This is a genomic window from Geminocystis sp. M7585_C2015_104 (assembly GCA_015295805.1).
Taxonomy (GTDB): domain Bacteria; phylum Cyanobacteriota; class Cyanobacteriia; order Cyanobacteriales; family Cyanobacteriaceae; genus DVEF01.
The window spans coordinates 1-14,007 of the sequence record DVEF01000047.1 but is presented as its reverse complement, the minus strand read 5'-3'; the positions used below and the strand labels follow the sequence as shown (position 1 = coordinate 14,007).

11 protein-coding genes are annotated in these 14,007 nt (G+C 44.4%); 5 read left to right on the top strand and 6 right to left on the bottom strand.

The genetic code is table 11. The features are described from left to right. The first annotated feature begins 31 nt into the window (after positions 1-31). Together IGQ44_05455 and IGQ44_05450 are read left to right on the top strand one after the other, a co-directional pair. On the top strand, positions 32-616 hold the full coding sequence (locus tag IGQ44_05455) for an L-threonylcarbamoyladenylate synthase (GenBank protein ID HIK37420.1): 585 nt from the start codon (positions 32-34) through the stop codon (positions 614-616). Between the two features lie 123 nt (positions 617-739). After that, the gene (locus tag IGQ44_05450) at positions 740-4,903 is read left to right on the top strand and encodes a PAS domain S-box protein (GenBank protein ID HIK37419.1); all 4,164 of its coding nucleotides are present in this window, start codon (positions 740-742) and stop codon (positions 4,901-4,903) included. Position 4,904: 1 nt separating this feature from the next. On the opposite strand, the gene lepB is transcribed toward IGQ44_05450, so the two are convergent. Beyond that, positions 4,905-5,552 (bottom strand): signal peptidase I, encoded by a 648-nt coding sequence (lepB, locus tag IGQ44_05445; protein ID HIK37418.1) that lies wholly within the window; start codon positions 5,550-5,552, stop codon positions 4,905-4,907. A 92-nt stretch (positions 5,553-5,644) separates the two neighbouring features. On the opposite strand from lepB, the gene menC reads away from it, so the two are divergent. Next, a complete protein-coding gene (menC, locus tag IGQ44_05440; GenBank protein ID HIK37417.1) occupies positions 5,645-6,757 on the top strand; it encodes an o-succinylbenzoate synthase in 1,113 nt (370 codons plus the stop codon). Positions 6,758-7,058: 301 nt separating this feature from the next. On the opposite strand, the gene IGQ44_05435 is transcribed toward menC, so the two are convergent. Both IGQ44_05435 and IGQ44_05430 read right to left on the bottom strand, forming a co-directional pair. Continuing rightward, complete coding sequence (locus IGQ44_05435) at positions 7,059-7,187, bottom strand: photosystem I reaction center subunit IX (GenBank protein ID HIK37416.1); 129 nt, start codon at positions 7,185-7,187, stop codon at positions 7,059-7,061. A 41-nt stretch (positions 7,188-7,228) separates the two neighbouring features. Further along, positions 7,229-7,735 (bottom strand): Photosystem I reaction center subunit III, encoded by a 507-nt coding sequence (locus IGQ44_05430; protein ID HIK37415.1) that lies wholly within the window; start codon positions 7,733-7,735, stop codon positions 7,229-7,231. A 116-nt stretch (positions 7,736-7,851) separates the two neighbouring features. On the opposite strand from IGQ44_05430, the gene tsaD reads away from it, so the two are divergent. Next, on the top strand, positions 7,852-8,904 hold the full coding sequence (tsaD, locus tag IGQ44_05425) for a tRNA (adenosine(37)-N6)-threonylcarbamoyltransferase complex transferase subunit TsaD (GenBank protein ID HIK37414.1): 1,053 nt from the start codon (positions 7,852-7,854) through the stop codon (positions 8,902-8,904). On the opposite strand, the gene IGQ44_05420 is transcribed toward tsaD, so the two are convergent. The 3 genes from IGQ44_05420 to IGQ44_05410 all read right to left on the bottom strand — a co-directional run bounded on the left by IGQ44_05420 (position 8,901) and on the right by IGQ44_05410 (position 12,946). Then, positions 8,901-10,283 carry an LCP family protein gene (locus tag IGQ44_05420; protein HIK37413.1) on the bottom strand — a complete coding sequence of 461 codons (1,383 nt, stop codon included), beginning with the start codon at positions 10,281-10,283 and terminating at the stop codon, positions 8,901-8,903. The genes tsaD and IGQ44_05420 overlap by 4 nt on opposite strands. Positions 10,284-10,479: 196 nt before the next feature. Then, positions 10,480-11,415, bottom strand: coding sequence for a UDP-N-acetylmuramate dehydrogenase (gene murB, locus IGQ44_05415; protein HIK37412.1), 936 nt, complete (start codon positions 11,413-11,415; stop codon positions 10,480-10,482). Between the two features lie 115 nt (positions 11,416-11,530). Continuing rightward, positions 11,531-12,946, bottom strand: coding sequence for a UDP-N-acetylmuramate--L-alanine ligase (locus tag IGQ44_05410; GenBank protein HIK37411.1), 1,416 nt, complete (start codon positions 12,944-12,946; stop codon positions 11,531-11,533). A 241-nt stretch (positions 12,947-13,187) separates the two neighbouring features. Here IGQ44_05410 and IGQ44_05405 point away from each other — a divergent pair, with 241 nt between their 5' ends. After that, positions 13,188-13,820 carry a hypothetical protein gene (locus tag IGQ44_05405; GenBank protein HIK37410.1) on the top strand — a complete coding sequence of 211 codons (633 nt, stop codon included), beginning with the start codon at positions 13,188-13,190 and terminating at the stop codon, positions 13,818-13,820. Positions 13,821-14,007 lie beyond the last annotated feature (187 nt).

Genomic DNA, 14,007 nt, shown 5'->3' with positions numbered 1-14,007 from the left:
GTATATAGGCAAAAGAAAGTTGACTGTCATCATGGTGTTAGTGAATTTGGAAACCCTGGTGGAAAAAGCTATAGCTGGGAATGTGGTTAGTTTTCCCACCGACACCATCCCAGCTTTAGCAGTAAAACCAGCTAACAGTGATTTAATCTTTCAGCTGAAACAAAGGAGTTACGAAAAACCCCTTGTTTTAATGACTAGCAGTGTAGATGAGATGTGGGATTACGTCAAGGGTAGTGATGAAGAGGTGAGAATATGGAAGATTATAGCCTATAAATACCTCCCCGGCGCCCTGACTATGGTATTGCCTGCTTCTGACAAAATCCCCCCTACCATGAATCCCCTCAATCCTGAGACTATTGGCATTCGTATCCCCAACTGTCAGGTAGCCTTAGAAATTCTAAAACAAACAGGACCACTAGCTACCACTAGTGCTAACATATCGGGAGAAGCCCCATTGACTTCCATGAAGGCTATTTCTGAGAAATTCCCCAGCGTCTACGTTTTAGACACCGATAATCCCCCCTCTTCCGGTATTGCCTCTACTGTGATAAAATGGACAGAAACAGGGTGGCAAGTTTTAAGACAGGGACAAATAGTCATAGAAAAGGATCTTTGAAGTGGTAGCCTATAGTTGAGGTTAGGACAACAGGCAAGAAAAATAATTGTGGAGGCAACTGTTTAAAGTACTAAACTAAAGTCAGGGTTAGTATATCCAATTGATTGGACCCCCCTGACTGACATGTGTTACCAGTCTTTGCCACCAGCCAAAGTTGTTGACTCTAACCCTGTCTATATCCCCCCGGAAACACCCCTAATGGATGTTGTAAGGAAACTAGCCAGTGGTTGTGACATTCTGATTGTATTTAATGACTGCCACCCCCTGGGTTACATTTCCCCCCCTGTTGTCTTAAAACAACTCCATGATGGCCACAGTTTCCATTCTCTCTGTGCGGGGGATTTTTGTCAAGACTTCCCCTCTGTCTGTATTAATGACTCAGCCGACATCTTTGCCATCGCACACAGTATCTATACAAACAAGACGCCTGTTTACGGTTGTTGGCATCAGGGAAAATTTCAGGGGATTATCACTGCAAAAAGCCTTTGCGGTTTCCTTAGAGGAAATTCCTTTTATTCCCATGTTTCGGTGTTAGAAATTTTTGAAGCCAACCTGAAATTATTGCCCCCCGAGTCTAATATATTATCTCTCATTCGCCAGCTGGAGGAAAAGCCAAAAGTTGCCGGTTTCTTACTGGAAGAAAAAAGCCAGAATTATAGGGTGTTCACCCCCTATTCTTTCCTCAGACTTTTATCATATGATAACTGGCAAAATAAAACCATTGTTGAACTACCGGCCGAAAATTTTCCCTGTGTATCCGACAATGAAAAAATTACTTCTGTGCTGGAAATCTTAGACAATTATCCCTATTTGCTGATTACCCGCAATCTGGAGGAGGCAAGAAGCCGCAACGGTGACATTTGCCCACAATTTTGTCTCGTAAATCATGCTAGTATAATAAAGATTTTGTCCCCCTCCTGGCAGTACCAGTTTTTGCAACAACAACAGCAGACAATTATCCGTCTTAAGACTGCCTTTGGACTAGAAAAAAGACAATTTGAACGGGAGAAGTTACTGTCACAAATAAGTCAGCGCATTCGCCAAACCCTAAACCTAGACACCCTATTGGACAATACTGTAACAGAAATTAGAAACTTTTTGGACTGTGACCGGGTAATAGTCTACCAACTCCACCCAGAAGGGGATGGGATAGTGGTTGCCGAGTCTGTCAAAGAGGGGATAACCTCCATTAAAGGCAGGGTAGTACGAGATCACTGTTTTGTCAAGGATTTCACCCAGCCCTATCTTGGTGGCAGAATTCAAGCAGTGGATGACATCTTCCAGGCAAATCTTTCTCCTTGCTATCGGGATTTACTTTTAAGTTTACAAGTACAAGCCAATCTAGTAGTGCCCATTATATTCCATGAAAGTCTCTGGGGACTACTTGCCGCCCAAAATTGTAAAAAACCACGTCATTGGCAAGAGGAAGAATTAAATTTACTGCAACAATTGGCGTATCAATTGGCCATCGCCCTGCAACAGGGAGAATATGCCCAAAAAACGAAGGAAATCGCTAGATATCAGACTGCTATTGTCCAATTAGCCAAAACTGCCCTAGTTGAAACTGACATACAAAAACTACTAGACACTGCAGTGGGAATAGTGGGTGAGACGTTGAAAGTAGAATTCATCGCTATCCACCAGTTGCAAAGCAATCAGGCTTGTTTTCTCCTCAAGGCGGGAAAGGGATGGAAACCAGAGTGGCTAGGGAAAGCACAAATCAGTAAATCACCCCGCTGGTTGCCGGGATACACTCTCCAGGTTATGCAACCAGTAGTTACCGAGGATTTACTTGTAGAAACCCGTTTTAGTCCTTGTCCCCTACTACATAATAGCAAAATTGTTAGTGCGGCCACTGTACCAATGGGCGAAAAAGATAACTATTATGGAGTTTTGGGAGTTTATAGTCAAAAACCCCGCAAATTCAACCCTGAGGAACTAGATTTTCTCCAAACGTTTGCTAATGTTTTAGCCACCGCCATTGAGAAAATTAAAAGCCAAAGACAGTTGGATTGTTTCTTTAGTCTTTCCCCAGATATATTTTGTGTCATGGGGATGGATGGTTCCTTTAAACGAGTCAATTGGAGTCTAGTTAAAACTCTCGGTTATCCTGCATCAGAATTTAACCAGAAGAATATATTATCCTTTATTCACCCCGAGGATATTGAGACTACTAGGCAACAGTTAGTTAAAATAAATCAGGGTTTTAGTAGTATTGGCTTTGAAAACCGTTGGCTGACTAAGGATGGGGATTACCGTTGGCTTGCCTGGAGATGCCTTTTCCATGAGGATGGCATCATTTATGCTGTGGCGCGAGATGTTACTCAAATAAAACAAAATGAGGCTCAACTCAGGGATTTAAATCGGGAATTGGAGGATATAGTACAACAGAGAACAAGAGAGTTACAGAGAACAGCGAATAGGTTAAGAGCCTTTGTGCAAACAGCAGGGATAATCGTTATAGTACTAAATCAGGAGTATCGCATAGTTGAGTGGAATGAGGAGGCAGAGAGGATATTTGGCTGGAAAAGGGATTGTGTTATGGGGGAAGACTATTTCTCTTTACTCATCCCATCCAGCAATCAGAATAGTCTAAAACAGATTTTTGCGGCTGCCATTTCCACAGGAAAAATCCAAAGGAATGTGGAGACAAAAGTATTGCTGGCGGATGGGGGAGAAAGGACGATAGTATGGAATATTAATCCCTTCACTGATGGAAATGGTGCTAATACTGGTCTTATTGCTTGTGGACAGGACATAGAAGAGGTAAAATTAGCTCAGTTTCGGTGTAGACTAAGTGAGGAGAGATTCCGTAGTATTTTCCATCAGGCGGCGGTAGGTATTGCCCAAATCAGTTTAGAGGGGAAATTTGTCCTGGTCAATGATAAACTGGTAAAAATGCTAGGCTATAACCGGGGGGATTTGCTTAATTTTGATTTTACTTCCCTCATCCACCCCGAAGACGTTCCCCCTACCCTCGTCGACTTGTCTAGTCTTCTTTGTGGCAGTAAAATCACCTTTGAGAGAGAAATCCGAATTAAGTGTCGCAGATGCAAACAAGGAGAAAAAGACAACTGTTACCTCTGGGTTAATCTTACCATGTCCATAGTGTGGGTGGCCGTTGAGCCTTCCTATTTTATCGCTGTAATTAACGACATTAGTGATAGGAAAAAAGCGGAAGAATCCCTCCAAAGAAGTGAAGCCCGTCTCAACAGTATACTAAACTCTCTACAGGATGTGGTATGGTCATTCTCTTTACCTTCTTTGCGTCTACGTTATATCAATCCCGCCTGTGAAAGGGTTTATGGTTATCCCCCCCAAAAGATACTTGCCAACCATGAACTTTTGTTTGACTGTATAGTACCAGAACATAAACCGGAAGTACAACAAACCTGGCAAGAGATTATGGATTGTTGTCATTCGGGGGTGGAGAGGGGAAAGGATAAAACCTGGGAAATAGAATACAAGATCCAGTTGCCCGACGGTGATTATCGCTGGCTGAGACAACGGGCTTATATAGTTTACGCTCAAAATGGCGAAGTGGTGAGTGTAGATGGTATCGTCACTGACGTCACTGAGAGACATGCTGCCGAGGAAAGACTTTTTAAATCTCTTCGGGAAAAGGAAATACTCCTCAAAGAGATTCACCACCGGGTAAAAAACAATCTCTATGTTATCTCGAGTCTGCTCAACCTTCAAGCCAAATATGTGAAAGACGAGAAGGTAAAAAGTCTATTTGAAGACAGTCAGAATCGTATTCAGACCATGGCCATTATTCATGAACAATTGTATCAGTCAGAGGATCTTTCGGAAATTGATTTCGCCCAATACCTCCACCGTTTAGTTTCTAATCTTTCTCTCTCTTATACCCACCACCCCACTTCCCCTTCGACTTTTCCTCTTCACCACAAAGCTAGTCAGACAAACCACCCCAAAATTACTCTACTAACCGATATTCAACAGTGCCGTCTAAACATACAAACAGCCATTCCTGCCGGTTTGCTTGTCAACGAATTAGTTACTAACGCTTTTAAACATGCCTTTCCCGATAATAGAGAGGGGGAGGTGAGAATAAGTTTGGGGGTGGAAGATACAGGGGAAATCCTTTTAAAAGTCAGTGACAATGGTGTTGGTTTCCCACCCGATTTTAACTGGGAAGAAAGTGATTCTCTGGGGTTGCGTCTAGTTAGACTATTATGTCAACAATTAGACGCCTCTATTGAGGTTATCAGTTATCCCAATCAAGGCGTCTCCTTTCACATTTCTTTTTATCCCTCCACCGGTTAGTTTATTTTTGGTTGGAGGGGGAATTTTCAGTGGCGGGTTTTCCTGTTTCTGCGAATACTGGGTGTTCATCTATCATACCAATTCTTTGGGGTGGCCAAAAACGGATGATTGCCCTCCCGATGATTTTGTCTTCTGGTACAAATCCCCAATAATGGGAGTCATAGCTGTTATTACGATTGTCTCCCAAAACTAGGTATTCATTCTCTGGCACTTTTACAGGTCCATATTCATAATTGGGGGGCTCTTTTATGTAAAATTCTCTTAGGACTTTCCCGTTGACTATCACTTGTCCATTTTTTACTTCCACCGTATCCCCTGGCAAACCTATAATCCTCTTAATAAAAGCCTCGCGAAAATTCTGTGCCTCCAATGCTGGGGTGGCATTGAAGACTATCACATCACCCCGCTGCGGTTTGCTAAAGCGATAACTTATCTTTTCTATTATGAGCCTATCATTGATTTGGAGAGTAGGCTCCATGGAGGAGGAGGGGATGTAGCGTGCCTCGGCTACAAACGTCCTAATCCCCACAGATAAAACTACTGCCATTGCCAAGGTTTTGGCGATTTCCACCAGCAAATTTTCTCCACCCGTTTGTTTTTGTTTTTCCAGATTCCCCCCACTCTGTGGCTGAAAACAATCCCTACTCATAGTTTCTCTATTGATGCTTATCCTTTGCTACTTAGTTTAGCTTAAACTGACATTTACCTAGAGTACACTCATAATAACGCCAGCGGAAGAATATGATAATTGAACAAATTACTCTTTATCATTTGTCTTTGCCTTTTCTTTCCCCCTTCAAATTTAGCAATGGGGAATTCAAAACCCATGACTGTTTGATTGTGGCAGTAAAAAGCGAAGGTTTAATCGGCTGGGGGGAATGCCCAGTTTTTCCCATTCCCTGTTATACTTACGAAACCCTGAAGACTGCTTCTCATATTCTCACTGACTTTCTTATTCCCCAGATTTTAGGTAAAAATTTAACTTTCCCCTCCCACTGTTTTGCCTCTTGGGGTAACATTCGTGGGCACAATATGGCCAAGGCTTGTGTAGAATGTGCCCTGTGGGATTTATTTGCCAAAAGTCAGAATCTTCCCCTTTACAAACTCTTGGGGGGTGAAAGACTGAAAATACCCGTGGGGGTTAGCATTTCCCTTCAGAAGAGTTTGAGTAGACTGTTAGAGATGGTGGAGTTTTATTTGTCGATGGGTTATCGACGGGTAAAACTGAAAGTTTCCCCCGAGTTTTGTCTTTCCCCTCTCCAGACAATTCGCAATCACTATCCTGATTTACTGTTGATGGCTGATGCCAATTCTGCCTTCACCCTAGAGGATATTAACTTATTCTTGGCACTAGAGGACCTTAATTTGCTGATGATTGAGCAACCCTTTGCCCATGATGATATTTTAGACCATGCCAAATTACAATCCCTAATAAATACCCCTGTCTGTTTAGATGAGAGTATAAACTCGGTTCATGATACCAGGATAGCAATCCTTTTGCAAGCGGCAAAGGCGATTAATCTCAAGGTATCGCGGGTGGGAGGCATAACTAATGCCTTAGCCATTCACCGTCTTTGTCAGGAGGCTGGGGTAAAACTTTGGTGTGGCGGAATGCTAGAATCAGGTATAGGTAGGGCGGTTAATTTACATATAGCCAGTCTGCCCAATTTTGTTTTTCCCGCTGATATTTCTGCTTCCAGTCGCTACTTTTCCCAGGACATTATAACACAACCCTTTGTTTTGAATTCCGAGGATTCTAGTATTGATGTGCCTCAGGGGGTTGGCATTGGTGTGGAAATTGACTGGGACTGTTTTTCTCATTTTGTCGTCTCACAGCAGACTTTTTCCTTATAGTTGTCTTGTCTTTTTTTTTCATAGCTTTTTTAGTATTTTATATTGTTTATATCTCCCTATTACCTTCTATTTTTAACCATTTTTAACTCCTCGCATAATTACAGAGAATGTAATAATTTAAACTGATTATTATTTAAATTATTCTGTTTATGAATTGTAGAGAAATAGGCCGCAATAGCAGGAAAGTGGGCGAAATAACTCACAGCATACGGCCCCCAGAGGGATATTGACAAAAAAAGTACGGCGGCCGGAGCAGAAGGCCACCGTAATGGGGAAACTCAGGCGAAAAACCTCCTTTGAACTATTTTAGAGGGTGAAAAAGAAGGTCCGGATAGAAGCGATTAATTTCTATTAGCAAACCTGCGGTAAAAACCATCAAAGCGGTGAGCAATACGGGGGCGGTAGAGAGGAAAGTGGTGAGATCTTTCATACCTTTTTCTCCTACTTAAAATACCAAAAAACTAAATAAAACTAGCGGGGGGAAACAGAAATTTCTTCATCCTTGACAACCAACTTTCCGGTGGTGAATTCAGCTATAGCCTGTAAGGGCCAGAGGAAACCAAATAACATTTTACTGAGTGCCAGGGGCACATCGATGATAATTTCCTTCATTTCTGGCTCTTTTTCCCCTCTGATGGCGATTAGGTAAGCCCTTCCAGCCCAACCAATCCAACCGGCAATATAGAGGAAGAGAAGACTAGGGATAGCAAAGTCGCCGGCATGGCTAAGTCTGCCATCCACTATCAGGTGGGGATAACCCTCTTCGCCACACAAGGCTTGGCTGTAACGGGCGGCGCGATTTTCACCGGAATTGGGATCAGCTGTAGTATCCAGGAAGTTCTTTGACTTGGCTTGGAAGGCGGGAGACTCACTACAGGGTGTTAGATGAGACAAATCTGCCTTAGCGGCGGGTGCGAAATTGCACCACAGACCCAGGGATATTACAAAAGCCAGTAGGAAACCAAGTGCTTTTTTCATAAACGGGATGATATAGGGTAATTGTGGTAGACTCTCAATGGGATTTTACTCTGATTAGGAAGTAGAGTAAAGTAATAGAAAGAAAACTTATTATTTTTAAACAAATTGAGAGGATAATGCCTATCATTTTAGCCATAGAAAGCAGTTGTGATGAGACGGGGGTGGCGATTGTTACAAATCGTAATGTTTTGGCCAATGTGGTGGCCTCTCAAATAGACTTACACGAGGAGTTTGGTGGGGTTGTACCAGAATTGGCCTCTAGACGCCACCTGGAGACGATTAACTTCTGTTTGGAGGAGGCCATGTCACAGGCAGGGGTAGGTTGGGATGAGATAGATGCCGTTGCTGCCACTGTGGCCCCTGGTTTAGTAGGCTCGTTGATTGTGGGGACTACGGCGGCAAAAACACTGGCTATGGTTCATAATAAGCCTTTTCTTGGCATTCATCACCTAGAGGGACATATTTACGCGTCTTATCTCAGCGAGCCTTCTTTAAAACCACCCTTTCTATGTCTTCTGGTTTCGGGGGGTCATACCAGTATTATACATGTAATTGAGGAAGGGATTTACAATACCATTGGTAGTACGAGGGATGATGCAGTAGGGGAGGCCTTTGACAAGGTGGCAAGGATACTAGACCTACCCTATCCCGGTGGTCCTATTATTGACAAAATGGCGCAACAGGGGAATCCTTTTGCTTTCAAGTTGCCGGAGGGGAAAATCTCTTTACCCAACAATCAGGGTTATCACCCCTATGACACCAGTTTCAGCGGCCTAAAGACGGCTATGTTGCGTTTGGTGGAACGTTTGAAGGGGGAGGGAGGGGAAATACCCATTGCCGACCTATGTGCCAGTTTCCAGTATACTGTGGCTCAAACTCTGACCAAAAGAACTATCCAAGCCTGTTTGGATTTGCAATTAAACACCATTGCCGTGGGGGGAGGGGTTGCGGCCAATAGTGGTTTAAGAAAAGCCCTAACGGAGGCTGCCAGGGAGTATCAGTTTCGGGTATTTTTTCCTCCCCTGAAGTACTGTACCGACAATGCTGCTATGATTGCCTGTGCCGCCGAGGAGCATTTTTTGCGTCGGGAAGTGTCCCCCCTTAGTTTAGGGGTCTCATCTAGAATGAGACTGGAAGACATAAATCGGTTATACGTGACAGCCGACTAATAGGAGATACTTTGAAGCTGGTTGGTGGGGGATGAGAAGTTTTGCCAGTCTCCCCCCACCTGAATGGTAACGTCGGAATTAAGTACGCCTGTACTTTCTACTACTACTTCCCCTATCCCAATATCAGCCCTAAGTTTAGCTGCGGCATAGCTATCCCCCTGTTGGGCAATAATTCGGGTTTTGGAGGGGGTTTCAGGAAGCCAACTGCTACTCAAATAACTCCTCCTATAGCCATTTTCTTGTAAAAACTGGACTAATTGTTGGGCATACTCTCGGTTTTCTTCGGCACATTGTACAGCGATTCTAATCCTACGGGGTTCCACATCCCTGTAGTTGGCATAGTAGCCAGAGTCCTGTCCAAAATGGAAGGCCATGATCTCCCGGATTTTACTATAATTTGGCAGCCAGTAACTTAATTCTCCTCCCCTGGGGCTGTTGAAATCCCCTGGCAATAGGAGCATTTTAATATCAGCTCTGTTCCTTTGAGCAGCAAAGGCTGCCAGGGCAATCAACTCGTTAGTGGTGAGGTTAGTATCTATATGAGCCCTAATAATCTTGAGGATTTCCGGCATTCTGAGAATGGTTTTCGGGTTTAGGGTTTGTTCAATCAGGGCCCGCATGAAACTTTGTTGCCGTTGTACTCTGCCAATATCCCCATAGGCATCGTGGCGGAAACGGAGAAAATCAATTGCCTTTTTCCCGTCTAGGTGTTGTTTTCCCTTCTTCAGATCAATGTACAGGTGTTGACTATGATCGGTATATTTCATGTCTTGGGGTACGTCTATGGTAATTCCCCCCAGGGCGTCAATTAACTTTTCCACCCCTTGAATATTAATTCTCACATAACGGTCAATGGGCACGTTATCCAATAGCAAACTCACTGTTTCTGCGGCTTTTGCTGGTCCTCCTATGGCGTTGGCCTCATTGATTTTTGCCATCCCCCTTCCTGGTATTATTACTTTTGTATCTCGTGGTATTGACAGGACAGTTACAGAGTCCTCTTCTGGGTCAAAGCGCACCAGTAACATACTGTCTGACAGCCCTTCAAAAGAATTAACCAGGGCGTGATAGCCCAGAGATGGGGGTTTTTCCGGCAGATCCGAGGTTAGTACTTTAATGCCTAACACAAGTATATTTACAGGACGACTCAGTTTGGGGAGATTAAGACTATCAAAACTAATAGTTTCTTCCTGATTGAAGACTGCCGCCTCAGCCGGTGTAAGTTTTCTTTGAGACAGGGGGGTATGAGACAAAGACAGAGCCAACAGGGCCCCCAAACTTGCCGATCCTACTGCAATGCCGCCAAAGGCAAGTCCTAGTAATACCCATCGCCAACTGAACTTCTCATGTTTCTTTCCAGGGCCCTTGTTGTACGACATGTTACTCCTCACACGAAGGTCATGACAGGATGAGAGTTTTCATTGTCGCCCTATGATACCCTAATTTGCTCCTTACCCCCTCATCTCCATCTTAAGACTTCTCTGGGGGGAATGGTTTAGTTTATGGAGTAGTATTAACCTCTGGACTCAAATTCTCGGGAGGGGGGGGAAATGGAGGGATAAACGGGCAGTCATGTTAGAATTGTCCTAAGAATTTAACTTCAGGCTGTAGGAGGATTGACCAAGTGGCTTCTACTCTTTCCTGTACATACCTGATCAAGTCAAAGATGTTTCTGGCGGTGGCGTTGCCCATATTGAGAATAAAATTAGCATGCTGGTGTGATACCATGGCGCCACCAATCTGATACCCCTTCAGGCCGGTTTTTTCGATTAGCCAGCCTGCCGCGTAGGGTTTAGGGTTGCGGAATACACTGCCACAGCTAGGTTTGTCGTATGGTTGAGTTTCCCTCCTCATCCTGAAGTTCTTGCTAGTTAATTCCATCACTTCTTCCCTGCCCATTCCCGGTTTCAGGGCCAACGTGGCCTGTAATACCAAACAGGATTCCTGTTGGAGTCGGGAGTGGCGGTAGGAGTAGTCTAGTTGTGAGGCTGGGATGGTTTCAATTTTACCATTGGGGGACGCTACTGTAGTATTTATCAAAATATCTGAAATAGAGCACTGATGGGCACCGGCGTTCATAACCACGGCGCCACCGATGGTACCAGGTATGCCCACGGCCCATTGTAGTCCCAACCATCCTTTTTTGGCCATCTTCCAGGCTAATTTGGGCAATGGGTAGCCGGCGTCTACTGTTATTATCCGTTTCTCTTCATCTATTGAACATCCCCTGAGATGACGGGTACTTATCACCAGTCCTTCAAACCCATTGTCACTTACTAGGAGGTTAGAACCGGCGCCCAATGCCACAAATGGGATTTGTTGTTTTTCCACCCATTGGAAAAGGGCTTCCACATCCTGCCAACATTTTGGTTCAGCATACCATCTGGCTTTGCCGCCAACTCTGTAGGTTGTATATTGCGACAGGGGGACATTCTGGTGTATAACACAGCTGGTTCCCTTAAGACAAATAGAGGATGTGGCAGAGGAATCGTAACTAAGAGAAACAATCATTTTTTTTGCCCAAAATAACACTCAGGAGACGAAATTTGTTCTATTTTGTTGCCTTATTGCCTGGAATGCTGACGGAACTAATATTAGTTGAACGGGGGGGGGTGAAAAGGGGTGTTCAAGCCGCTTGTGGGAGGGATTTTTCATCCAGGCTAAGGAGATTAGGGATAATCTGATTCAGATTACCAGCTCCCATAAACAAAACCAAGTCGCCCTTTTGTAAAAAATCGGAGAGGAAATCTTTCAGATTGGACAGTTGGGGGTGGTAGTATACTCGCGGGTGGTATTTTCGGGCGCAATCTGCCAATTTTTCCCCAGTGACTCCCTCTATGGGCGCCTCACCAGCACTGTATATGTCAGTGAGCACCAGTACATCTGCTTGTTGGAAACTGGAGGCGAATTCTTCTAGGAAGACTGCAGTGCGGGTGTATCGGTGGGGCTGGAATACAGCCACAATTCTTTCTGCCTCATACTGAGGTAATCTAGAACGTGCTGCAGATATAGTACATCTTATTTCCGAGGGGTGATGGGCATAGTCGTCGATGAGAGTAGCGCCTCGGTAGTTACCTCTGTATTCAAATCGTCTTTTAGCTCCTTCAAATTTGGCCAAAGCCCTAGCGATTGTGGGAAAATCTAGACCCAACTTTCTCGCAACGGCGATGGCTGCCAGGGAGTTGCTGATGTTGTGGCTTCCAGACAAAAGGAGAGAAATACTGCCCAAAAGACTGCCATTTTCCCAAATCTCTGCTTGACTGCCAAAGGGACTGTGCACTATATTCGTAGCGGTGTAGTCGGCACCTGAATCAGGTCTTATACTGTAGGTGATATCTGCTTGGATGGATTCAGCGACGACGGGGCAGTCTACACAGGCGATTACTGTTTTGCACTGGCGGGCGAACTTTTGAAATATGTCCACCAACTGCTCTATGGACTGGTAGTGGTCAGGGTGATCCCACTCTATATTAGTTATGACTCCAATGTGGGGGGAGTATTTAACCAGAGAACCGTCTGACTCGTCAGCTTCGGCCACCAAGTAATTTCCATTGCCGAGACGAGCATTGCCCTCCCAGGCGGAGACTTCGCCGCCAATGATCACTGTAGGGTCCAACCCTGCATCCCAGACTATGTAAGAGATTAGGCTACTAGTGGTGGTTTTGCCGTGAGTTCCTGCTACGGCTATACTACAATAACCTTTCATTAAGGCCGCTAAGACGTCAGCTCGATGGAAGATGGGATAACCTCTTTTCTTCGCAGCCAGGAATTCTGAATTTTGCCGTCCAATTGCCGTTGAACAAATTACCTGTGGACGCAAGCCGGGGAAGTTATTATCTAATTTTTCAAAATTGGCACCACTCTGTTCTGTAAATATGGTAACCCCAAGCTCTTGTAGTCGATAAGTAATATGACTGGCCCGCAGGTCGGACCCTGAAACTCTAAGTCCTCTCTTTGCGAGAACATAGGCTAGGGCGGACATGCCTATCCCACCAATGCCAATAAAGTGGAATGGCGCATCTTTCAAGTTCAATTCTGACATTTTCCTATACCGGCTCCTCTCACACCAAATTTTTTTCCCAAAATAAAATTAGAAATTTGTTCTAATCATATAACTATTGTGGTCAATTGTCACAAAAAGTTCTCTTATGTTCTGTTACCATTTAACTAGTTAAGATTGAATGGCCGAAATGGTACAAGTTTCTTTTGCAGGGATGGCTGGGCTCAAAAATCCACCGATGCCGGGAGAAATTAGGTAGGAGAACTAGGATTTTTGCCACCTTATGACCGTAGATGATAGTACTTTGGTGAAAGAATTAAACCTCTGTAACAAAAAATTAAAAATGTTCCCCTTCTCCCCTCGTCTTTACATCCAAAGGGGGATGATCCATTTCAAACTGGCACTGCTGAAGGAGTCACTCAGGGATTTTAACAAAGCAGAGGAACTTAATCCACAGATAACACCATATCTCTGGCAAAGGGGATTGACCTATTACTATTTGGGAAAATATGCCAAAGCCTATAGGCAGTTCGAACTAGTGCATACTGTCAGCCGACAAAACATAGAGGATAGCCTGTGGATATACCTTTCTATGGCCAAACTGGAGGGAGCAGAGGAGGCAAGAAAATATCTCCCCGCCATTAAAAGAGATTCTCGTGCATTTATGCGCCAGATATACCAGGTATATGCGGGAATGACCGACGTGAAAACCCTACTAAACCACACCAATGACGAAGACAAGAAAAACCTGTTCTTCCGGTACCTCTATGCTGGACTTTACCAGTTTGTCCATCAGGACGAGGTTGGAGCCAACAATCATATAAGCCGAGCCCTAGACTGCAAAATAGAAAATTACATGTGGTATCTCGCCAGAGTCCACCTCCACCTCCACCAACGACCCAATGAGACCAAATAACAATCTTCCCCCCGACCTTGACAAACCGGGAAGGATGGGTTAGAATAAAAAACGTGCGGTCAAGCGGAGAGCTGACTGCCACAGAACCTCGACAAAAAAATAGTTCTAGCCAGAGGAAACCAAAGAAAGCAGGGTGTTATCACCACCATGGAGAGTTTGATCCTGGCTCAGGATGAACGCTGGCGGT